The 21,639-nt window shown below is 63.1% G+C and carries 21 protein-coding genes; 10 read left to right on the top strand and 11 right to left on the bottom strand.

What is annotated here, in order from left to right:
* Positions 1-130: 130 nt before the first annotated feature.
* On the top strand, positions 131-2,722 hold the full coding sequence (locus C8N43_RS19100) for a cation-translocating P-type ATPase (RefSeq protein ID WP_107847500.1): 2,592 nt from the start codon (positions 131-133) through the stop codon (positions 2,720-2,722).
* On the opposite strand, the gene C8N43_RS19105 is transcribed toward C8N43_RS19100, so the two are convergent.
* Positions 2,687-3,724 (bottom strand): sodium:calcium antiporter, encoded by a 1,038-nt coding sequence (locus C8N43_RS19105; RefSeq protein ID WP_107847502.1) that lies wholly within the window; start codon positions 3,722-3,724, stop codon positions 2,687-2,689. The genes C8N43_RS19100 and C8N43_RS19105 overlap by 36 nt on opposite strands.
* An 80-nt stretch (positions 3,725-3,804) precedes the next feature.
* Between C8N43_RS19105 and C8N43_RS19110 the strand changes: the two genes are divergently transcribed.
* From C8N43_RS19110 to C8N43_RS19120, 3 genes are all read left to right on the top strand, one after another.
* Positions 3,805-4,521, top strand: coding sequence for a VIT1/CCC1 transporter family protein (locus C8N43_RS19110; RefSeq protein WP_107847617.1), 717 nt, complete (start codon positions 3,805-3,807; stop codon positions 4,519-4,521).
* Positions 4,522-4,590: 69 nt separating this feature from the next.
* Positions 4,591-5,742 carry a site-2 protease family protein gene (locus tag C8N43_RS19115; RefSeq protein ID WP_107847504.1) on the top strand — a complete coding sequence of 384 codons (1,152 nt, stop codon included), beginning with the start codon at positions 4,591-4,593 and terminating at the stop codon, positions 5,740-5,742.
* 79 nt (positions 5,743-5,821) lie between these two features.
* Complete coding sequence (locus tag C8N43_RS19120; protein WP_107847505.1) at positions 5,822-7,372, top strand: PAS domain S-box protein; 1,551 nt, start codon at positions 5,822-5,824, stop codon at positions 7,370-7,372.
* On the opposite strand, the gene C8N43_RS19125 is transcribed toward C8N43_RS19120, so the two are convergent.
* The gene (locus tag C8N43_RS19125; RefSeq protein WP_107847507.1) at positions 7,339-8,097 is read right to left on the bottom strand and encodes a response regulator; all 759 of its coding nucleotides are present in this window, start codon (positions 8,095-8,097) and stop codon (positions 7,339-7,341) included. The genes C8N43_RS19120 and C8N43_RS19125 overlap by 34 nt on opposite strands.
* Before the next feature lie 153 nt (positions 8,098-8,250).
* Between C8N43_RS19125 and C8N43_RS19130 the strand changes: the two genes are divergently transcribed.
* Positions 8,251-8,925, top strand: a complete 675-nt coding sequence (locus C8N43_RS19130) for a helix-turn-helix domain-containing protein (protein ID WP_107847509.1) — start codon at positions 8,251-8,253, stop codon at positions 8,923-8,925.
* Between the two features lie 52 nt (positions 8,926-8,977).
* On the opposite strand, the gene C8N43_RS19135 is transcribed toward C8N43_RS19130, so the two are convergent.
* Together C8N43_RS19135 and C8N43_RS19140 are read right to left on the bottom strand one after the other, a co-directional pair.
* Entirely contained in the window at positions 8,978-9,409 is a 432-nt protein-coding gene (locus C8N43_RS19135) for a DUF2267 domain-containing protein (RefSeq protein ID WP_107847512.1), read from the bottom strand.
* Positions 9,410-9,431: 22 nt separating this feature from the next.
* Positions 9,432-10,613, bottom strand: a complete 1,182-nt coding sequence (locus C8N43_RS19140; protein ID WP_107847514.1) for a DUF8173 domain-containing protein — start codon at positions 10,611-10,613, stop codon at positions 9,432-9,434.
* Positions 10,614-10,765: 152 nt separating this feature from the next.
* On the opposite strand from C8N43_RS19140, the gene C8N43_RS19145 reads away from it, so the two are divergent.
* Complete coding sequence (locus C8N43_RS19145) at positions 10,766-11,251, top strand: Hsp20/alpha crystallin family protein (protein ID WP_107847516.1); 486 nt, start codon at positions 10,766-10,768, stop codon at positions 11,249-11,251.
* A gap of 57 nt (positions 11,252-11,308) precedes the next feature.
* Positions 11,309-12,148, top strand: a complete 840-nt coding sequence (locus C8N43_RS19150; protein ID WP_107847518.1) for a universal stress protein — start codon at positions 11,309-11,311, stop codon at positions 12,146-12,148.
* Here C8N43_RS19150 and C8N43_RS19155 read toward each other — a convergent pair.
* Positions 12,138-12,842: an endonuclease/exonuclease/phosphatase family protein gene (locus C8N43_RS19155; protein ID WP_107847520.1), complete on the bottom strand. Its 705-nt coding sequence runs from the start codon at positions 12,840-12,842 to the stop codon at positions 12,138-12,140. The two genes, C8N43_RS19150 and C8N43_RS19155, sit on opposite strands and share 11 nt — an antisense overlap.
* A 59-nt stretch (positions 12,843-12,901) precedes the next feature.
* On the opposite strand from C8N43_RS19155, the gene C8N43_RS19160 reads away from it, so the two are divergent.
* Positions 12,902-13,555: a DUF2238 domain-containing protein gene (locus C8N43_RS19160; RefSeq protein ID WP_245913101.1), complete on the top strand. Its 654-nt coding sequence runs from the start codon at positions 12,902-12,904 to the stop codon at positions 13,553-13,555.
* Between the two features lie 5 nt (positions 13,556-13,560).
* Here C8N43_RS19160 and C8N43_RS19165 read toward each other — a convergent pair whose 3' ends face one another.
* Both C8N43_RS19165 and C8N43_RS19170 read right to left on the bottom strand, forming a co-directional pair.
* Complete coding sequence (locus C8N43_RS19165) at positions 13,561-13,863, bottom strand: chaperone modulator CbpM (RefSeq protein WP_107847522.1); 303 nt, start codon at positions 13,861-13,863, stop codon at positions 13,561-13,563.
* A gap of 3 nt (positions 13,864-13,866) precedes the next feature.
* Entirely contained in the window at positions 13,867-14,793 is a 927-nt protein-coding gene (locus C8N43_RS19170; protein ID WP_107847525.1) for a DnaJ C-terminal domain-containing protein, read from the bottom strand.
* Positions 14,794-14,948: 155 nt separating this feature from the next.
* On the opposite strand from C8N43_RS19170, the gene C8N43_RS19175 reads away from it, so the two are divergent.
* Positions 14,949-15,794 carry a universal stress protein gene (locus C8N43_RS19175; RefSeq protein ID WP_107847527.1) on the top strand — a complete coding sequence of 282 codons (846 nt, stop codon included), beginning with the start codon at positions 14,949-14,951 and terminating at the stop codon, positions 15,792-15,794.
* A 15-nt stretch (positions 15,795-15,809) separates the two neighbouring features.
* A complete protein-coding gene (locus C8N43_RS19180; RefSeq protein WP_107847529.1) occupies positions 15,810-16,301 on the top strand; it encodes a ClbS/DfsB family four-helix bundle protein in 492 nt (163 codons plus the stop codon).
* On the opposite strand, the gene C8N43_RS19185 is transcribed toward C8N43_RS19180, so the two are convergent.
* From C8N43_RS19185 to C8N43_RS19200, 4 genes are all read right to left on the bottom strand, one after another.
* On the bottom strand, positions 16,257-18,023 hold the full coding sequence (locus C8N43_RS19185) for a SulP family inorganic anion transporter (protein ID WP_425437103.1): 1,767 nt from the start codon (positions 18,021-18,023) through the stop codon (positions 16,257-16,259). The genes C8N43_RS19180 and C8N43_RS19185 overlap by 45 nt on opposite strands.
* 11 nt (positions 18,024-18,034) lie before the next feature.
* A complete protein-coding gene (locus tag C8N43_RS19190) occupies positions 18,035-19,708 on the bottom strand; it encodes a bifunctional protein tyrosine phosphatase family protein/NAD(P)/FAD-dependent oxidoreductase (protein WP_107847531.1) in 1,674 nt (557 codons plus the stop codon).
* 45 nt (positions 19,709-19,753) lie between these two features.
* Positions 19,754-20,638 carry an MBL fold metallo-hydrolase gene (locus C8N43_RS19195; protein WP_107847533.1) on the bottom strand — a complete coding sequence of 295 codons (885 nt, stop codon included), beginning with the start codon at positions 20,636-20,638 and terminating at the stop codon, positions 19,754-19,756.
* Between the two features lie 116 nt (positions 20,639-20,754).
* Positions 20,755-21,594 (bottom strand): DUF6544 family protein, encoded by an 840-nt coding sequence (locus C8N43_RS19200; RefSeq protein WP_107847535.1) that lies wholly within the window; start codon positions 21,592-21,594, stop codon positions 20,755-20,757.
* Positions 21,595-21,639 lie beyond the last annotated feature (45 nt).

The following is a 21,639-nucleotide window of genomic DNA, read 5'->3' on the forward strand; positions in this document are numbered from 1 at the left end:
TGGTCCTCCGGTGTGTGCTGATATGCGCGGATGATAAATCACGTGACAGGGCTGTCTTTGACATGGCTCAATCCCTCGTGCCGCCAGTCGCTGATATCTGCAGATGAACCCCTCGCGCATAAGGTGCACCATGGCTGACACAAGTCTCCAAACGGGCCTGACGGCCACTGATGTCGCAGCCGCGCGCCGCACGCATGGCTGGAACGAGCTGCCCAAGGCCAAACAGGCCGGGCCGCTGCGCGTGTTGCTGCGCCAGTTCTCCAGCTTTCTTGTCCTAATCTTAATCATCGCCGCCGCCGTGGCGCTTGCCCTTGGCGAACGGATCGATGCGCTGACGATCGGTTTGGTCGTGCTGCTGAACGCAGGCCTCGGGTTCGTTCAGGAATGGAAGGCCGAAACCGCACTGAGCGCCCTGCGCGAGATGCTGTCGCCCCAGGCGCTTGTGTTGCGCGACGGGCGCGAACAGGTGATCGCGGCCAGAGACATTGTGCCAGGCGACATCCTGATCCTCGCACCGGGCACCAAGATCTCCGCCGATGCCACCCTGCGCCGCGCGGCGGAGCTTTCGGTCGACGAGAGCGTTCTGACCGGGGAATCCGTGCCGATTGCCAAGGAAGAAGAGATGGAGGTTTTCGCAGGCACCTCCGTCACATCAGGCCGTGCCGAGGCGCAGGTGACGGCGACGGGTGCGGCGACCGAGTTTGGCAAGATCGCGCATCTCACCGGGTCAGTCGGGACCAAGACAACCAATCTGCAAAACAAGCTGGGTCATCTTGCGCGCCAGCTCGGGATCGCCGCGCTTCTGGTGGCGGCGGGCGTTGCGGGGCTGGGTATTCTTTTGGGGCGAGATCTGAATGAGATGGTGATGACCGGGCTGTCCCTGTCGGTCGCCATGGTCCCCGAAGGACTGCCCGCCGTCGTGACAATCACGCTGGCGCTCGGTGCCACCGCGATGGTGCGCCAGAACGCACTGGCCCGGCGGCTGCAAGCGGTAGAGACGCTGGGCGCCGCGTCGGTGATCTGCACGGACAAGACCGGCACGCTCACCGAGAACAAGATGACGGCGACGCGGATCTGGACCCTTGATCGCCAGTATGAGGTGACCGGCACCGGGTACGATCCCGCCGGGCACATCGCGTGGCAGGGCCAGCGGGTGCGGGCTGCAGACGACGCGGTTCTCGGGGCGGTGCTGAAGACCGGGCTTTATTGTAGCCACGCGCATCTCACGCGCGACGGAGACACGTGGCACATGGTCGGCGCGCCGACCGAAGGGGCGCTGATCACGCTGGGCTACAAGGGTTGGTGCGACCTGCCAGAGGAGCGCAATCTGCTGGCGGAGCTTCCCTTCAGCAGCGCGCGCAAGCGGATGTCGGTGCTGTATCAATCCGAAACCACCGCCGAAATCCTGACCAAAGGTGCCCCGGAGCGGGTGCTGGAGGTCTGCACCCACATCATGACGCAGGACGGCATCCGCCCGCTCACGGATACGGAGCGCGGCAGCGTCGAAGACGCCTATACGCAGCTGGCCGAAAAAGGGCTGCGGGTCATGGGGTTTGCGAGCCGCTCCGCGACCGATCACCAGATTTCAGAGAAAGACATGACCTTTCTCGGGCTGGTCGGGCTCATCGATCCGCCGCGCGCCGAAGTGCGCGATGCGATTGCGATGGCAAGGTCCGCGGGCATCCGGGTCGTAATGATCACCGGCGACAGCCCGATCACCGCCAAGGCGATCGCCGGGCAGCTTTCGCTGAGTATCACGCAGCAATTGACCGGTGCGGAGCTTGATGCGCTGGACGAGGCACAGCTGGAGGCGGTTCTGCAGGGCGACATCCTGTTCGCGCGCACCAAGCCCGAACAGAAGATGCGTATCGTCTCGGCGCTTCAGGCGCAGGGGCAGATCGTGGCGATGACCGGCGACGGTGTGAACGACGCCCCTGCCCTGAAGCAGGCCGATATCGGTGTGTCCATGGGGATCAGGGGCACGGATGTGGCGCGGGATGCGTCCGATCTGGTGCTTCTCGACGACAACTTCGCCACCATCGTGCGCGCCATTGGCGAGGGGCGGCGGCAATTCGCCAATGTGCAGAAATTCGTGCGCTACCTTTTGTCCTCGAACGCGGGCGAGGTCATCGCGCTGGTGATCAACATCGCCGTTGGCGGCCCGTTGGTCTTTCTGGCCACGCAGATCCTCTGGATGAACCTCGTGACCGATGGCGTCACCGCCGTCGCACTGGGGCTGGAGAAATCCGAACCGGACCAGATGCAGGCGCCGCCGCGGGACAAGGAAACTCCGATCCTCGGGGTAAGCGGGATTGTGACCATCCTGGTGCTGGGCAGCTATACCGGGCTCGCCAGTCTTTGGATCTTTTTCCATCTGATGGATCAGGGCGTCGAGCTTGCCCGCACCACGGCCTTCACCGCCATGGTCGTCTTCGAGAAGGTCAGCGTCTTCGCGTTCCGGTCGCTGCACCTGACCTGTTGGCGCATCGGCTGGTTCAGCAATCCGTTTCTGCTGGGCGCGTTGGTCGTGACGCTTGGCGCGCAGGTGCTGGCGGTCTACTGGCCGCCCTTGCAGGTGTTGCTGCATACGGTTCCCATCGGCTTGAATGAATGGATGTTCATCGGTGCCTTTGCGCTGCCGATCCTCGTGGCGCCGGAGGTCCTGAAAGCCCTGCGCCCGGCCCCGCTACCGCGCGACGTAATAGGCGCCGAGGCTGCCTAGGAAGGTCAAGAGGACCAGTATGGAATCCAGCCCGAACTCTCCCAGGCGTGGCTTGCGGCGAACGATCAGGCCCGTGAGATAGATCGCCGTCACCGCCAGCCCGAAGGCCAAGGCGAGGCTGACGGTCCGTGATGTATCCTGCAGGATCGGCCCGGCCCGAAACAGAATGTCCGCCGGGAAGACGAGCACCAGCATGATCAGATTGCTGCCGAAGATATTGGAGATCGCCATCGTATAGGCCCCGATGCGCACGGCGGCGATGCTGGTGGTAAGCTCGGGCAAGGAGGTCGCGGCGGCCAGAAGCGTGACGCCGATGAACCCGGTGCCCAACCCCGATTGGTCCGCAATCCGCTGCGCAAACAGCACCAGCAGCAATCCGAACACCAAAATGGCAAGGCAGGCGGCACCAGCCTGCCAGATCAACGCGGCATTGCCAGAACGGCCGAGCCCTGTGGGCGCGGGAAAGGCCAGCGGGTCCGGGTCGGGCAGATCGACCGGCACCCAGTCGCTGCTGTCATCGTAGCGGCGCAGCAGCCAGATCGCGCCGCCATAGATCACCGCGATGGCTACGCTGCCCAGACCGACGCCCGCCACCACGAAGGTCTCGCCAAGATTGGTGATGATCAGGGTCACCGAGAGCAGCAGCACCAGCAGCGTCGCCTCCAAAGCGTGGTTGGCCTTGCGGGGGTAGTTCGTGATCGGGCCACGCGACCAGAAATCCGACATCGCCAGAATTGCGGTCTGCAGCGCGATGCCGCCGAAAAGGTTGTTCAAAACGAGATCGCGCGCTTGCTGCGCGGCGGCGCTGAGCGTCGTGGCCACTTCGGGCAATGACGTCGCCAGAGACAGTAAAAGCAGCCCCACCAGGGACTTCGCCAGCTTGTAGCGGTCCGCCAGTGCATCGGCGAGATAGGCCAGCCGCGCCCCTGCGATCCAGACAGAAAGGGCGCAGGCGGCGAAGACGATCAGGCTCTGAAAGAGTGTGGTAGAGGGAACGTCCATCGCCACGGCATAGCTGGAATGCGCTTTCGCGCTTTGACTTCGCTCAATTGGGCCCCGTGCCCTGCCGCTATTTTCGCGCCATGAGCATTGAACACGGGCACAGCCCAGAAGAGATCACCCGACGCCTGTCGGGCGGCCAGCCCTACAGCCCGCTGAAGGATATGATTTACGGCGGCATTGATGGGGCGGTTACGACCTTTGCCATCGTCGCAGGCGTCGAAGGTGCGGGGCTGTCGCACAGTATTATCGTGGCGCTTGGTCTGGCCAACATTCTGGCCGATGGGTTTTCTATGGCGGCGAGCAACTATTCCGGCACCAAGGCCGAGCTGGACGACCGCAGGCGCATCATCCAGATCGAGGAACGCCACATCGCCACCCATCCTGACGGCGAGCGCGAAGAGCTGCGGCAGATCCTTTCGATGCGCGGCCTGTCCGGCCCTGTGCTGGAGCAGGCGACCGAGGCGATCGCCCAGAACAAAGACAATTGGATCGGCTTGATGCTGACCGATGAATACGGTCTGACGCGGGACGACCCGAAGCCGCTCCGCGCCGCACTCGCGACATTCGCGGCCTTCCTGATGGCGGGCGCGGTGCCTTTGGTGCCTTTTGTCTTCGGATTGCCAAATCCGTTCGCGCTGTCGGTTTATGCCACGCTGCTGACCTTCTTTCTGATCGGCGCGGGCAAGAGCCGCTGGTCGCTGGCGAAATGGTGGCGATCCGGCGCGGAGACGCTTTTGATCGGCGGCACGGCGGCGCTTCTGGCCTACGGCGTCGGGGGCTTGTTCCATCCCGGCTGAGGGTATTTGAGGCAGGTCAATCGCACCCGCGCAGAGGCGGATAAGCTGGGCGCAAAGGTGGATACACTCATGTTCGCAAACTCCGTAAAGCTTTTCTCGATCAACGGTTTCGATATAAAGATCGACCCAAGCTGGCTGATCATCGCGGCGCTGGTCACCTGGAGCTTGTCTCAGCAGTATTTCCCGGACGCGCTGCCCGGCCATTCCGCAAGCGCCTACCTTGCGATGGCAGTGGCGGCGATGCTGGGGCTGTTTGGATCCTTGCTGCTGCATGAATTGGCGCATTCGGTCGTGGCGCGCTCTCTGGGTGTGCCGATCAAGTCGATCACCCTGTTTTTGTTCGGCGGCGTGGCAGAGCTGGAGGATGAGCCGAGCTCCGGCATGACGGAGCTGTGGATCGCCATTGCGGGCCCGCTGATGTCGTTTGTGCTGGCCTTCGGGTTCTGGGCTCTTGCCGATGCGGCCAGCCTGTTGGGGATCGCGCCCAGTACGGTGTCGGTGCTGTCTTATCTGGCGGTGATCAATCTGGTGCTGGCCGTGTTCAATATGGTTCCCGCCTTCCCGCTCGACGGGGGTCGCGTGCTGCGGGCGTATCTGTGGCACCGATCCGGCGACGTGCTGGCGGCGACCCGCACGGCGGCGCGCTCTGGCACCGTTGTGGGGTATTGCCTGATGGCGCTTGGCGTCGCGTCCTTGTTTCAGGGCGCCGTCGTCTCTGGCCTGTGGCAGGTGATGATCGGTGGTTTCGTCTTGATGGCCGCCCGGGCGGCCTACGCCGCGCAGCTTGCGAAATCGGTGTTCGAGGGACAAACCGTGGCGGCCTTGATGACCCGCGATCCGATCACGGTCGGGCCGGAGATGACCCTGTCCAATTTCGTCAACCAGATCATGCTGCGCCATCGGATCAGCTTCGTGCCGGTCATCGAAGGAAAAGTGCTTCTGGGCCATATCGACCAGTCCGTCCTGTCGGGAATTGACCGTGAAAACTGGGCCAACACCCGCGTCGGCGATGTGTATGTCGGCCTGCAGGACACCGCGATCGTGTCGCCTGAGACCCCGGTGCCGGATCTTCTGGCCCGGATCGGCGACACCGGCGATCGCAAGTTCATGGTCGTGACGGATCACAGCCTGAAGGGCGTAATCACCTTGTCCGATCTGACCCATTGCCTCAACACCAAGGCCGAGGCCCAGGACCTGATCCGGCAGACCGCGGGCCGGTAGCGGCACCAAGGCACACACCATTTCCGCCTTGCGCCGACGCGGGGGCATTTGGCAGGGTCAGCCCGGAGGGACATCAGCCATGGTCGATACCGCAACGGACAGCGCCATCCTGCACGCCATCATGGAGGCGGCGGTGGACGCCATGATCGTGTCCGATCAGTCGGGCACGATCCTGCGGGCCAATGCCGCCGCCGCGCGCATGTTCCAGTTCGACACCGACGAGATGGTCGGCCAAAGCGTCAACATGCTGATGCCCCAGGCGCTGGCCCGGCTGCATGACGGCTTCATGGCCCACCATGTCGAAACCGGCGAGAAGCGGATCATCGGCATCGGGCGCGACGTTGAAGGCCAGCGCAAGGACGGCTCGATCTTCCCGCTGCACTTGTCGGTCGGGCACTCTCAGGTCGGCGGCACCCGCATCTTTATCGGCATCTTGCACGATCTGACCAACCGAAAGGCAACCGAGGACGCGTTGGCGCGCTCGCAGCGGCTCGACGCGATCGGCGCGCTGACGGGTGGTATTGCGCATGATTTCAATAACCTGCTGACGGTGATCGTCGGCAATCTCGAGCTGCTGGAGATGCGCGGCGCTGATGATCGCCAGCTGCCGCTGATCAAGGACGCGCTGGAGACCGCGGAGATGGGCGCGGACCTGACCACACGGCTGATGGTGTTCGCGCGACAGAGCAACCTCAAGCCGGTGAAGTCCGATCTGCGGGAGCTGTGTTCAAACACGCTCGCCCTGCTGAAACGGACCATCGGGGCCACATATCACATCAAGACCGACTTCGCGGAGGAGCTTGATCCGGTAATGGTTGATCCCGTGCAGCTTCAGTCCGCACTGATGAACCTCGCGCTTAATGCGCGCGACGCCATGGGGGCGGGTGGCGAGCTTTTGGTCTCCGTCGCCAATGTGACAATCGACGACACCTATATGGCCCAAGAGACCGATATCGAGCCCGGCGATTACGTGCGGCTGTCGGTCAGCGACAACGGCGCGGGCATGAACCTCGAGGCGCAGCGCCGCGCGTTCGAGCCGTTCTTTACGACAAAGGCCGAAAGCGGCGGAACCGGGCTGGGGCTGGCAATGGTGTATGGCTTCGTGCGGCAGTCCGGCGGCCACGTCACCCTTTACAGCGAGCTGGGCATGGGGACGAGCTTTGGGCTGTATTTCCCGGCGGTCGAGCATGAGCCATCAAGGAATTGGGCGGAGGGCGACGCGAAAGATCGCCCGGCCCCGCCAACAGGCAACGGCGAGACGATCCTGATCGTCGAAGACAATGCGCGTGTGCGTAAGCTTTCGCTTGAGCGCATTCGCGATCTGGGCTTTGAGACGCTGGAGGCGGAGACCGCCGATCAGGCCTATGAGATGCTTCAGAATGGCGTTCAGGTCGATGTGGTGTTCTCTGATCTGGTGATGCCGGGCGCATTGAATGGCTACGACCTTGCCACAAAAATCGTGCGGGAGTTTCCGGCGATCAAGGTCTTGCTGACATCGGGTTATGCCAGCGACGTGGTCACCGGCGCGCTGTCCCATGACGTGCCGTTCGACATTCTGCACAAACCCTACCGTCAGTCCGAGCTGGCGCGGCGGCTTCAGGCGCTCTTGGCCGGGGTGTCGGACGGCTGAAGGGTTTTGACATCACAGGCAAAGGTATAGCCGATCCCGCGCACGGTCTTGATGAGTTTGGGATTTGACGGGTCACGCTCGATCTTTTTGCGCAGGCGGGCCACCTGGTTGTCGATGGTGCGATCCAGCGGGCTCCATTCCGTGCCGCCGGTCAGATCCATCAGCTGATCGCGCGACAGTGCCCGCTTGGGCCGGTTGAGAAACACGGTCAGCAACTTGAAATCGCCACTGGTCAGATCACTGATCGTATTGTCGCGGTCGATGAGTTCCAGCTTGTCGGGAAAGGCCGTCAGCCCGTCGAAGCTGAAACAGACGCTCCCCTGCCCATCGCCGTCCGTCGCGGCCTCCGGCGCGGCTGCGCCCGATCTGCGCAGCACACTTCGGATGCGGGCGATAACCTCGCGCACATGGAAGGGCTTAGTGATGTAGTCATCGGCCCCGACCTCCAGCCCGACAACGCGGTCGATCACGTCATCCTTGCCGGTCACCATGATGATCGGCACCTGCGAGACACCGCGGACCTGGCGCGCGATATCGACGCCATTATCCGCACCTAGATGCAGATCGAGGGTGATCAGATTGACAGGTTTCTCCTCGACGATCCGCATCACTTCGGCGGCGCTCTTGGCTTCCAGCACCTGCGCGCCTTCGTCCTCAAGCACATTGCGCAAGAGAGCTCTGATCTTTGGATCGTCCTCGACGACAAGGATCGTGCGATCTTTCATCCGGGTCTCATTTCTCGTGCTCGCCCGTCACATTGTGGCCGGCCGGACCGGCCGACGCGTTACAAAATGATACAAAAGGACCTGGGAGCACGGTAATTCAGATTACGCAGCCGGATCAAGGTGACCTCAACTCAAACCGGAGGTCTGCCCAAAATGTATGTCACGTCCCCCTGCGAAGTACGCCCCAAACTGCCCGTCGCCCCCCTTGCATCCAGCACCTACCAAGCCACCGAAACGCGCCTGAAACCCGGTGCATACCTGTATTTTGAGGGCGATGAGGTCGAATGGCTCTATCAGGTCACCAGCGGCGTGCTGCGCCTGACCCGGCTGTTGGCGGATGGTCGCCGACAGGTCATTGCCTTCGGCCTTCCTGGCGACACCGTGGGCTTTCCCGCCGCCGGGCTGCACCACACGGATTGCGAAGCCCTGACTGATGTGCGCCTTCAGCCCTTCCGGCGGGCGCATCTGGAAAACGGCGAAGGCGATCCCAAGCTGCACACGGCGCTTTTGCAGGCGGCTTTGCGCGAGATCAGCGCGATGCAGGACCATTTCATGATGCTGGGGCGCAAATCCGCGACTGAAAAGGTGGCCTCGTTCCTGTGTGTGCTGTCCGAGCGCGTGGGCGAGAACCTTGGCGCCTACCGGCAGGTCAAATTGCCGATGAGCCGGTCCGACATTGCCGATTTCCTCGGCCTGACGACGGAGACCGTGAGCCGGACGCTGACCCAGTTGCGCAAGAGCCAGATCATCGCGATCGACAGCATCCACACGGTGATCATTCAGCGCCCCGAAGCGTTGCTGAACCTCGCAGAGGGCAGCAGCGACTGAACCCTGCCTATGACTTCGAAGGCCACGCAGCTTCTGCGTGGCTTTCGTCTGTCTAGGGGTCGGGCCACAGATCCCGAATGGCCTCCGGCAGGCTGGCGCGGATGTCTTCGACCTCCCCCCGGCTGATCCGCGCGTTCAGCAGAGCGAACACGCATGTGATATCCTCGCGGCCCCGGTACTCGGTCGTCTCGCCCATGTGCTGGTCGATATAGGCGATGAAATCGTCCGCCCGCCGTTCCTTGATCGGCGTGGCCTTCGGCACCCAGCCTTCAAAGAAGAAGCCGCGGATCATCACCGGCAGCTGCGCCGACAGCTGCGCCAGCTCGTCCACCAGAAGGTGGTCGCGGATGTGGTGCAGGGTCACCCGCATCAGGCGCAGGACCGAGCGCTTCGAGTACCAGTCAAGCCGCCCGGCCAGCTCGTTGATCCACTCATGGGTCAAGTGCACGCTGTGGTCGATCACTTCCAGATCCTGCGCTGTCATGGCGTCTCTCCTTTCCTGTGGGTCAGTCTTCAATGGGCTTCATGTCCACGTCGAGCGCGACGTCCGTGTCGCCAATCATGGCCTCGAACGCGAAGCGGGTCATCGCGCCAATGCCCAGAAGCACAAGCGTGTAATTCGCCACCCAGCCCACGAAGGGGATGAAGTTCAGAAGGGCGACAAACACGATGGCCGCCGCCAGGATCATCAGCCGCGCGATCTTGCTGGGATCATCCGCGCCGCCCATCCCGATCCATAGCCGCATGGCGACGCTGTAGGCCCCCAACGCGTAGCCAAGCGTCCACGCCACCACGATGGCGAGCAAGGCAAACGGCACGAACGGCAGCCCGACGATGGTCAGCCCGGTGATCGGCACCATGCCGAACAGCACCGAAAGCCCGATCACGCCCAACAAAAGCGTCTGCCCCGGGGCTGCGGCGATGCTGCGGCGCATCCGCGACAAGCGGTTCGGCATGAAGCCCAGCATCAGCGCACCCAGAACAAGGAAGAACAGCAATGTAACCATAAAGCCGAACATCATCGACGCGAAGGTGGGCAAGGCGGGCATGTCCCGCCCGACCTGCTCCCATTCCTCGAAGACCTTGCTGCCGGAGATTTTCTCAAACGTCACGCGGTCTGCGGGCATCACGCGCGTTGGAACGTCGATCTTGGTCTCGCTGCTATAGGTCAGTGACCCCGCAATGGTCGCGTCGGGCCCGAAGGACAGCGACTTCGCCATGACGCGGACATCCCCCGCGATCTGGGCATTCAGAACCACGTCCCGGCCGATGACAGAAAGCGCGCCGCCGACCGGACCCTCGACATCGACCGAGTTGCCCATCAGCCGCGCGTTGCCGCCGATACGCGCGCCACTTTCGGTCCGCGCGGAGAAGGCCATGACCGACAGATCTTCGGCCACGGTGCCGCGGATGACTACGGTTGCGCCCATGGCATAAAGGTCCTGCGCCACATCGACATCGACCGACACGTCGAACCCGGACAAGTGCATATCACCCGAGGTCGCGCCGTCGACGCGGGCCGAGCGCGCGGTAACGAACGTGTCGCCCTTCGTATCAATCGACTGGCTGACAAGTCCGCCGGTGTAGAACGTATCACCGCCATTTTGCGTCTGAATGGTCTCGGCAGCGGCAATCTGTGGCAGGGCGAGAACGGCAATTACAGTGATGAGTTTCGGAAATACAGACATCTTCGGTCCTTCCATGGGAACTCTGGTTAGCCCCAAGGGCATAGGCGAGATCGCATGGATTCGATTGATCGGGATCAATCGGATGCGGACCGCAGCTTGCTAAGGATCGGAGGACACGACCCGTGTCGGCTACTTTCAAAAGGAGACTGCAGATGTCACGGCAAACGCTTCCACAAAACCGCAGGCCCGGCGGCGAGACCGCCTTGTTTCCTTCGCTGCAGAAGGAGATGAACCGCCTTCTCGACCAATTCAAATCCAACTTTCCCATGCTTGACGACGACGCGCGATCCGTATTCGCAGGTCCCTCTTTCCCCGCCATCGACATGGTCGAGACCGACGACGCCCTGGAGATCAGCGCGGAGGTGCCGGGCGTCAAAGAGGACGATCTGGACGTGACCGTCTCGGGCGAGACGCTGGTTCTGAAGGGCGAAAAGAGCGCCGATCACGAAGAGCAGGAAGACAGCTATCACCTGATAGAGCGCCGCTATGGCAGCTTCCGCCGCCACATCCCGCTTGGTTTTGCGCCCGAAGACGGCGCGGTGAAGGCCGACTTCGCCGACGGCATCCTGAAGCTCACGATCGCAAAGCCGTCCAACGCGAAGGCCGCCGTGCAGAAGATCGAAATCAAGAAAGCGTAAGCGCCGCCGGGGCGCGGCCCTGCGCCCCGGTTGATCCTCATTCAAAGGAACAGACCCATGGCCCTCAAGACGATACTGGTTTGCCTGACGACGCCGGACCACTCGGACACGCTTCTCAAGGTTGCGGTCCCGCTGGCACGCAAACATGGGGCGCATCTCATTGGCCTGCACACGGTCGAGGCGCTGGTCGTGTATCCGGGCATCGCGATGCATCTGCCGGACTCGGCCTTCGCGGCCATCAATCAAAGCCAGAAGGTCGAAGCAGAGACCATCAAGGGCGTGTTCGAGAAACACACCGGGCATGAGGATTTCGTCAGCGAGTTCCGCCTGGTCCGCACCGAGGCGCAATCCGCCAGCGAGCGCATGATCGAAAGCGCGCGGGCGGCCGATCTGGTGATCATGGCCCACGAGGACAGGAACAGCGACCGCTACGACCAGCGCAACGCGCAAACCCAGGTGATCCGCAACAGTGGACGTCCCGTGATCGTGGTGCCGCTCGACTACGACGGCCCGAAGGTCGGCTCGAATATCCTGCTAGGATGGAGCGAGACACGCGAAGCGGCCCGTGCCGCCCATGACATGCTGGGTCTCGCCGATGACAGCGCGGCCCTGACGGTGCTGCGGGTCGGAAAGACCCATCAGGATACGCTTAAGGATTCCGACGCCATCGACGTGACGGAGATGTTCGCGCGGCACGGCCTGAACGTCACGCTGGAGCATCGTGATCCGATGGGCGACAGCATCGCAGAGACCTTGCAATCAGTAGCCTTCGAGAAGGGGGCAGACCTGATCGTCACGGGCGCCTTCGGCCATTCCCGCACCTATGATTTCGTGCTGGGGGCCACGACCTACGAGCTTTTGCGCGATCAGAAACTGCCCGTGCTCTTCAGCAAGTAGCGGCAGGCACCGAAATGTCGGACCAGATCGGCAGATGGTCCGACGCCACACGCGCCAGCGCGCTCTGGTCGACACCCGCATTGTGCAGCGCCACGTCGCGCGACAGGGCAAACCGGTCCAGCGCCGCGATGGGCCGCCGGGCGTGGAAGGACCGCCCCGGCGTGTGCGTCTCGAACCGTGCGGCCAGGGGCTCGAACCCTTTTGTGTCGGACCACTCGTTGAAATCGCCGGCAATCACGCAATGCGCGTCCGCGCTGGTCGCCGTGTTCAGAGCGTCAAGCTGGGCAAGCCTGTCGCGCCGGCGCAGGCCCAGATGCGCCGCAACCACGGTCAGTCCGGCACCCACATCAAGCGTAAGCCGAACGGCCCCGCGGGGCTCCAGCCCCGGCAGATCCAAGGGATCGATGCTGCGCACGCCGATCCCGCGCCGCACCAGAACCGCATTGCCGTGCCATCCGATGCTGACGCCGTTGCGCGCGACTTCGACCAGATCGAAATCGGTCTCCGCCTCGATCATCTTGCGCGGCACGGCCGTTGGCCGTTGCCCGAGCCGCTTGTCCGCCTCTTGCAGCACCACGACATCGGCGCCCAAGGCGTTGATTACGTCCAGCGTGCGCCCCGGCTTGCGCTTCTGGTCAAGCCCGCGCGCTTTGCGGATATTGTAGCTGGCAAGACGTATCCGGGAGTGTTGCATATATCAGATATAGGGACCTTCATGGCAGGATGTAACGACAGACCGGAAGAAGTGAGGCGATGAGGCTGATCCGCGAAAGCAATGGCACGATGCTGGTGATCTGGGCGATGCTTCTGGGCACGGCACTGGTAGCCCTCGCGCTGGCCCGATGGTCGCTGGCTTTTGTCAGCTTTGCCACGCTTCTTTTGTCGCTCGTCCCGCCCTTGCTGGCCGCGCGATGGTCGCTGAAATTGCCCCTGCCTTTCTTGTTGTCGACGACGCTGTTCTTCTTCGCCTCGATCTTTTTGGGCGAGGCGTTTGATTTCTACGAGCGCCTCTGGTGGTGGGATATTGCCTTGCACGGCCTGTCCGCGGTGGGGTTCGGTCTGACCGGGTTTCTCTTCGTTTTCATGCTGTTCGAGGGCGACCGCTTCGCGGCTCCGCCATCGGCGATGGCCTTCATCAGCTTCTGTGTCGCCATGACCGTGGGCGCGATCTGGGAGGTGTTCGAGTTCACGATGGACCAGTCCTTCGGGCTGAACATGCAGAAATCCGGGCTGGACGACACGATGGGCGATCTGATCGTGAACGCGCTCGGCGGACTCATCGCAAGTGCTACCGGTTTCTTCTACCTGCGCCGCAACGCTGCCGGTCTATTGGGCCGCGGCCTGTCGCAGTTCATCAAGATGAACCATCGACTGTACCGCAAATACAAGCAGCGGTTGAAGAAATAGCGCCCCTATTCCGGCATCTGGTAGCGCGCCAACTGGCGACGCGCGGCGTCGCGTTGCTCCAACAGGTCCAGAACAAGCGCGACACCCGCCGTATTCACCCCAAGATCGCGGTTCAGGCGGCGCGCCTTCTTGGCGCGCACGATGCTTGTGCCCACAAAGCGCCAGTTCCGGCTGCTCCGCCCGATGGGATCGATGACCCCGTGCTCCACCAATTCGATGACCCAGGCCTCGTCCGCGTCACAAAAGCGGCAGAGGTCCTGCAAGCTGAGTGCATCCATAACTTCACTACGCAAGGTCGACTTTTTCATGGTTTAACCTCCTAGATGAGTGCGCGGATCGAAGGGCATCTCTTTTGCCATCTTCTCGAAGAAGGCCCGGGCCTCTGGCGTGTCCGCTTTTGGATTAACGATTTTCAGGGTAGCATAAATGTCGCCCTTGGGCTGCCCCGGCAGACCTTTGCCCTTCAGACGCAGCTTTTGGCCGGTGCGCGCGTTCTTCGGAATGCGCAGATCAACCTTGCCGTCCGGGGTCGGCATGGTGACATGCCCGCCCAAGGCCGCCTCCCACGGTGTGATCGGCAGATCAAGGAACAGGTCCTTGCCATCGGGGCGATAGATCGGGTGCGGCGCGAAGCTCACCTCCAGGAACAGATCGCCAACCGCACCCCCGCCCGGCGCGCCCTGACCCGCCAGCCGGATGTGCTGCCCTTCGGAGATACCCTTGGGGATCGTCACGGCAATGGTGCGGTCCTGCAGCGTCACGCTTCCATCGGGGCCAAGAACCGGGCTGCGCAGGCTCAGCGTGCGCTTTGCGCCGGTGTAGGCGTCCTCGATCGCAATCTCGATGCGGGCATGGCTGTCGCGGCCTCGACCAGCCCCGCTGCCGCCCATCGGCCCGGCCCCACGGCGAAAAAGCGTCTCGAAGAAGTCGCTGAACGCCTCATCGCCTTGTGGCCCACCCTGCGAAAAAGAGAAACCGCTGTCCCAGCCCGGGGGCGGCTGGTAGCTGCCCTGCCCGCGCGGCGGCTCTTGGCCAAGCTGGTCGTAGGCCGCGCGCCGCTCCGGGTCTTTCAGCACTTCATAGGCTTCGTTCACATCCTTGAACTTCGCCTCGGCCTCAGGGCCCGCGTTGATGTCGGGGTGGTATTTCCGCGCCGCCTTGCGGAACGCTTTCTTGATCTCGTCCGCGCCCGCGTCCCGCGCGACGCCCAGCACCTTGTAGTAATCCTTGAACTCCATGTTCCTGCCGTCCGCATGCTACCCATTGAGGGCATATTGCCCACCAAAAACAGCTGCCGTTTTGACCTGTGTCATTTGACGGCGCGCACGATGTGACATTCTGAGGTTCACTGGTCCGGCCTGTCGGCTGGACGACTTGTCGAAGGATCACCGCAATGCAAAGCCGTAGCATACTCTTCGTTTTGAACGCTCAGACCCCGGACGCGCAGATCACCGAAGCCGCAGAGGCGGCAGCAGGAGACAACACGCATCTGGTCTGCCTGCTGCTCGGTCAGGCCCCTGCCCTGCCGCTTTATTCCTACGGCATGTCACCCTATGGCGGGATGAGCATCCCCGACAATTGGAACGAGACGATGGCCGACGCCCAGAAGGCGCAGGCGGACCGAGTCAATGAGATCGAGGGCCTGCTCGCCAAGAGCGAGGTTTCGAGCGCGGTTCATTCCGCTCTGAGCATGACCCTGGACGTCAAACACCACGTGGCGCGGCTGGCCCGGATCAGTGACGAGGCGTTCTTCGCCGCTAGCCTGCGCGACGAGCCCGAAATCCTGCGCGAGGCGGTTGCGGGGGTCCTGTTCCATTCGCCCATCGGCTTCCGCATGAACGGGTCGGCCGCTCAGCGCGCCGGGCGTGTGTTTGTCGCGTGGAACAGCAGTCTAGCCGCGTCTGCGGCTGTGCACGCGGCGATGCCTTACCTGAAGGAAGCCGAAGAGGTCGTCATCGCCTGTTTCGATCCGGTGATGTCCGAAGCGCGCGATGGACCGGACCCGGGCACCGACGTGGCGAAATGGCTCAGCCATCACGGCTGCAAGGTCACCGTGTCGCAATTCCCGAGCGGCGGGCGCGAGATCGGGCAGGCCATTCAGGATCGCGCCAAGGAATTCGGTGCCGATCTTGTTGTCATGGGGGCCTACGGCCACGCGCGCATGATCCAGACGGTTCTGGGCGGCACCACCCGCAGCCTGTTGGAGCAGACGGACCTGCCGGTCTTGTTCGCGCACTAGAGCACGGACGCCCGCATGGCCTGCACGAACAAATCCGACCTTATCGCTTTGGCAGAGAAGGAATATGCCAAGCTGCACGCCCTGATTGCGCCGTTAAGCCCGGCGCAGTCGAAGCTGCATCTGGACGATGTGTCGATCAAGGACGTGATCGGCCACCGCGCCCATTGGATCGCGCTGTTCTTTGGCTGGTACAGGGACGGTCTGGCCGGGAAGCAGGTGTTCTTTCCCGCGGAAGGCTACAAGTGGAACGATCTCAAGCGCTACAATGCCGATCTTCGAAAGAGGCAGGCTCAGCTGGATTGGGCCGCTGCCAGCGCGCTTCTGCAGGAGCGCCACGACCAGCTTATCCAGTTTCTCTCTGACTTGTCCGATGCGGAACTCTACGGCGGCCCGATGAAGGGGGCCAACAACGCCTGGACCACTGGACGCTGGGCCGAAGCGGCGGGGCCAAGCCATTACCGCTCAGCCGCAAAGTTTATCCGCTCTGTCCTGCGCAGCCAGAGCTGACTGCGTGTCCGCGCGGGGCGCAAGCGCCCGGTAGGCCGCGAATTGGGACAGGTAGACCGAGCCGGTCAGATGGCTCAGAAGCTCTGCCCGCTGGAGGCGGTCCATCACCGGTCCCTTCACCTCGGACAGGGACAGATCCAACCCCAGCTCGCCAAGGCGAATATTGATCATCTCCAGCGTCTCGAGCGCGCTCATGTCGATCTCGTTCACGGCCGAACACATCAGGACCACATGCTTCAGCTTCGGGTCATCGATGACCCGGTTATAGATGTAATCCTCGAGAAACCGCGCATTGGCGAAATACAGGCTTTGGTCGATGCGCAGGGTCAGGACGGTCGGATCGGTGACCACCTGATGGCGCAGGATATTGCGGAAATGCTCTGTCCCCGGAACCAGGCCCACCTCGGCCACATGGGGCCGCGACGTGTCGTAGAGAAACAGCAGGACCGACAGGACGACACCCGCGGTCACACCGATCTCGACCCCAAATCCCAGCGTTAGAAGGATCGTCACCGCGACCGCGCCGAAGTCGCGTTTGGAATATGTCCACGCGTGGCGCAGGGTATTGAAGTCGACCAAAGACAGCACCGCCACGATGATCGTCGCCGCCAGCGTCGCCTTGGGCAGGAAGTAGATCAGCGGCGTCAGAAACAGCGCGGCGATGGCCAGGCCGATGGCGGTGAAGGCCCCGGCGGCGGGTGTTCTCGCGCCCGCGTCGAAGTTCACCACGGATCGTGAGAAGCCCCCGGTTACCGGAAAGCCCCCGGTCAGCGACGCGCCGATATTGGCGGCGCCCAGGCCGATCAGCTCTTGATCCGGGTCGATGCGTTGCCGCCGCTTGGTGGCAAGCGTTTGCGCCACGGAGATCGACTCGACAAAGCCGATGATCGCGATCAGCGTCGCGGGCATCAGCAGGGCCCCGAGCAGCTCCAGCGACAAGTCCGGCACGGTGAAGGGCGGCAAGCTTCGCGGGACCTCGCCCACGATTGCGACGCCCGATTGTGCCAGCGCGAGTTGCCAGACCAGAAGCGTCGTCACCAAGATGGCCGCGACCGGGCCCGCCTTCGCCAGAAACTCCGCCGCCCCGCGGCGCAGCCCGAGGCGCATCAACGTCGGTCGCAAACCGGTGCGGACCCAAAACAGGAAGGCCAGTGCCCCTGCCCCGATGGCAAGCGTCAGCGGGTTCGTCTGCGGCACATGCGCGACCAGCGCGCCCAGTAGCTCGACCAGGTTATGTCCCTGCGCCTCGACACCCATCAGATGCTTCAGCTGGCTGACCGCGATCAGCAGACCTGACGCGGTGATGAAGCCGGAGATCACGGGATGGGACAGGAAGTTCGCAACGAACCCCAGCCGCAAGACCCCCATCGCCAGCAGGATCGCACCCGAAAGCCCCGCCAGGGTCAAGGCGGCGGCGGCGTAGCCCACATCCATCGTAGCGGTGACATCGGCCAAGGCCGCCGCCGTCATCAGCGAGACGACGGCCACGGGGCCGACCGCCAATGTCCGGCTGGTCCCGAAGATGCTGTAAAGCAGGATCGGCACGATTGAAGCGTAGAGCCCCGCCTCGGGCGGCAGGCCCGCCAGCATGGCGTAGGCCAGCGATTGCGGGATCAACATGATCGTCACAATGATTGCCGCCGCCAGATCGCTCAGCGCGTCAGCGCCGGAATAGGCGCGGCCCCAGTCGAGGATCGGCAAATAGCGCGACCATGTGGACATGCGCGGCATGATCAGCGCGCCGACAGCTTCTCTGGCGTGGCCATCCACTCGCGCCCTTTCAACATCGCCTTCCAGTAGACCGGGGGCAGAATCTTCTCTTTCAGCAACCACGCCAGCCGGCTGGGCTTGGTGCCGTCGATCAGCCAGGACGGGAAGCTAGGCTGAAGGGTGCCGCCATAGCCGAATTCTGCCAGCACGATCTTGCCGCGCTCCACGGTCAGCGGGCAGGAGCCGTAGCCGTCATATTGCGACACCGGGGCGCGGCCCTTGATGTCGGCGATGATGTTGTCGGCTACCACGGGCGCCTGTTTGCGGGCCGCCGCGGCGGTCTTGGCATTCGGAGCGTTCATCACATCGCCAAGCGACCAGATATTCTCGAAGCTTTTGTGGCGCAGGGTCGCCTGATCCACATCGACCCAGCCTGCCGCATCGGCCAGCGGCGAAACCGCGATGAAATCCGGGGCTGACTGCGGCGGGGTGACATGGATCATGTCGAACTCAACCTCGACGCGCGCGACGGCTGTGTCGGGTTTCGACACGTCGAACCACGCCTTCCCGGCCGGGCCATCAATCGCGACGAGATTGCTGAAGAAATTCAGCCCGATCTGGTACTTGTCCACGTAGCTTTGCAGGGCGGGTACAAAGTCCTTCACGCCGAACAGCACGCCGCCTGCGTTGTGGAACCCGATGTCGATGTCCCCGATCACCCCCGTCCGGGTCCAGTGATCTGCCGACAGGTAGATCGCTTTCTGCGGCGCGCCCGCGCATTTGATCGGCATCGGCGGTTGGGTGAACAGCGCCCGCCCGGATTTGAGCCCGGACACCAGCTTCCACGTGTAGGGGGCCAAATCGTAGCGATAGTTCGAGGTCACGCCATTACGGCCCAGGGTCTCCACCAGACCCTCGACCCGGTTCCAGTCCAGCTTCAACCCGGGGCAGACCACCAGACGCTTGTATTTCACCACCCGGCAGCCATCGAGGATCACGGCATCCTTCTCCGGCTCGAACGCCGCGACGGCGGATTTCAGCCAATGCACGCCGCGTGGGATCAGCGAACCCATGGTGCGCACGGTGTCCTCGGCATCAAAGATCCCGCCGCCCACCATGGTCCAGCCGGGCTGGTAGTAATGCGCGTCCGCCGGGTCGATCACCGCGATCTCAAGCCCCGGCTGCCGGGCCTTCAGGCTCGCCGCCACAGCGATACCAGAGGCCCCTGCCCCGACGATCACCACGTCATAGGCCGCATCTTCTTGGTCCACGGGTGTCTTGCCGCCGTTCGCAATGCGGCGCACGACGCCTTTCATGTCATAGCCCGCGGCCTTCGTGGCGCTCAGGATATCGGGCAGCTCCATAGTGTTGGCCTGCGCCAGCGACCAGAGCGTCGTGGAGCGTGTGCCGGTGCGGCAATAGGCCAGGATCGGCTTTGGCAAGCTCTGGAGCGCGTCGCCAAAGGCCTCCGCATCCATATCCTGAACCAGCCCGCCCGAGATCGGAATGTACCGCATCTCGAGCCCCACCTCGCCTGCGGCCTGCGCCAATTCCTCGAACGTCGGCTGATCCGCACCCTCGCCATCGGGGCGGTTGCAGATGACGGACCGAATGCCCCGCGCCTTGAGGTCCGCCAGATCGTCGGCGGAGATCTGGGGGGAGACATAGACCTGGTCCGAGAGTTTGTTGATATCCATGGACGGGGCTTCCTTTGGGGTCGAAGTGGATCGGGACGCGGCGGCTCAGATCGCGTTGATCGGAACCTTCAGCATGGGCTTGCCATCCTCGGTCTTGGGCACATCCCCGGCGCGCATGTTCACCTGCAGGGACGGAAGGATCAGTTTTGGCACCGCCAGCGTGGCATCGCGCGCCTCGCGGAACTTGATAAACTCCTCGCGGGTCTTGCCCTTGCCCACATGAATGTTTTCGGCCTTCTCTTCGGCCACGGTGGTCTCCCACATGATCTCTCGCCCGTCGGGGCCGTAATCGTGGCACATGAACAGGCGCATATCGTCGGGCAGCGCCAGTACCTTCTGGATCGAGTCGTATAGCTCCCCCGCGTCACCGCCCGGGAAGTCCGCCCGCGCGGAGCCGCCATCGGGCATAAACAGCGTATCGCCCACAAAGGCCGCGTCCCCAATGACATGCACCATGCAGGCGGGTGTATGGCCCGGGGTATGCATCGCGAATGCCGTCATAGAACCGATCTCGTAGGTGTCGCCATCCTTGAACAAGCGGTCGAACTGAGATCCGTCGCGCTGGAACTCGGTGCCCTCGTTGAACACTTTGCCGAAGGTCTCCTGCACCACCGTGATCTGGTCGCCGATGCCGATCTTGCCGCCTAGCTTGCTTTGGATGTAGGGGGCGGCCGACAGGTGGTCGGCATGCACATGCGTCTCGATCAGCCATTCGAGCTTGAGCTTGAACTTCTCGATGTAGGCGATGATCTCGTCGGCATGCTCATAGGTGATCCGACCGGCGGCGTAGTCGATATCCATCACGGAATCGATCACCGCGCAGGACGTCGAATTCGGGTCCATCACGACATAGCTGATCGTGTTGGTTTGCGGGTCGAAGAAGGATTCAACCTCGGGGAGGACGTGCATATTGATGGGATACTGGGCCATTGGGTGTCTCCATTCTCAGCTTGGCGTCGAATGTATCGCCGCCGAATGCGGGCTTCAGTGACTTGGTCACATTGCCCCTGACACACGGCCGTCGGGTTGAGACAGATCAAGACAGCCTATTGATTTGGCCGCGGATACGAGATGTCCGTCACATCGGCCCGGTAGAACGGAAAATACGCGTCGATCCCAAAAAAGTTACCGGCCTCGACATGGGTGGGCAGGCGGAAGCCTTCGAAGTCCCTGAACTTGGACAGGACACCACCAAAAGGCTGCAGACGAAATGCGTGCTCTGGGTTCGCGTCGCTCCACCTTTGGAAGACCACCTGCGTCGGCTGGCCATCAGCGGCGACGGTGACATTGACACTTTGGACCATGTCACTATGGGTGACGGTTACGCGGGCGGTATTCTGGTCCACTGGCTGCCAGTCGACAGTCTCGGACGGCAAAACGGCGGCGGGCGTCCAGATCACGGCCTCTGCCACTGCGCGCCCGAAGGCGGAGCGCGCGTGATCCGGGTCCCCGCCCCCGCGCGCCACCGGCAGCAGCCCGCCCATCCAGAAGCGCGTCCACGCGCCGCTATCGGACCCGGACAGGCGCAGATGCCCCGACCGCACGCCCATCTTCCACACAAAGCCCTCCGGCACCGCCAGCACCTGATGGGCCTTCATGGCCATGTAATGCGGGTCGTCCTTGTCGCTCAGACTGAAATCCCCGGTCATCTCAAGCTCGGCCACGCGAAACAGCGGCGTGCCCTCATTGATGGCGAACAGGAAAAATCGCCGGGCGGGCGCGGGGAGATTGGCCACCATGTCTCGGTCAAACAGCGCAGGGGCAAGCGGTTGAACCGCCCGCAGCCGCGCCATCTCCGCCCGGTCGGACCAGTGATCCAAGGCGCGCCAGCCCGCAAGCGCCAGCACCAGCGCGCCAACAAGGAGAGCAATCAGCAGCATGCGCATGAAACAGGCTTCCTCAGCCCGAATGCCGCGCCCTGCGAGCGGCAA

Origin of the sequence: Litoreibacter ponti, assembly GCF_003054285.1 — a bacterium.
In the GTDB taxonomy this organism is placed as follows: domain Bacteria; phylum Pseudomonadota; class Alphaproteobacteria; order Rhodobacterales; family Rhodobacteraceae; genus Litoreibacter; species Litoreibacter ponti.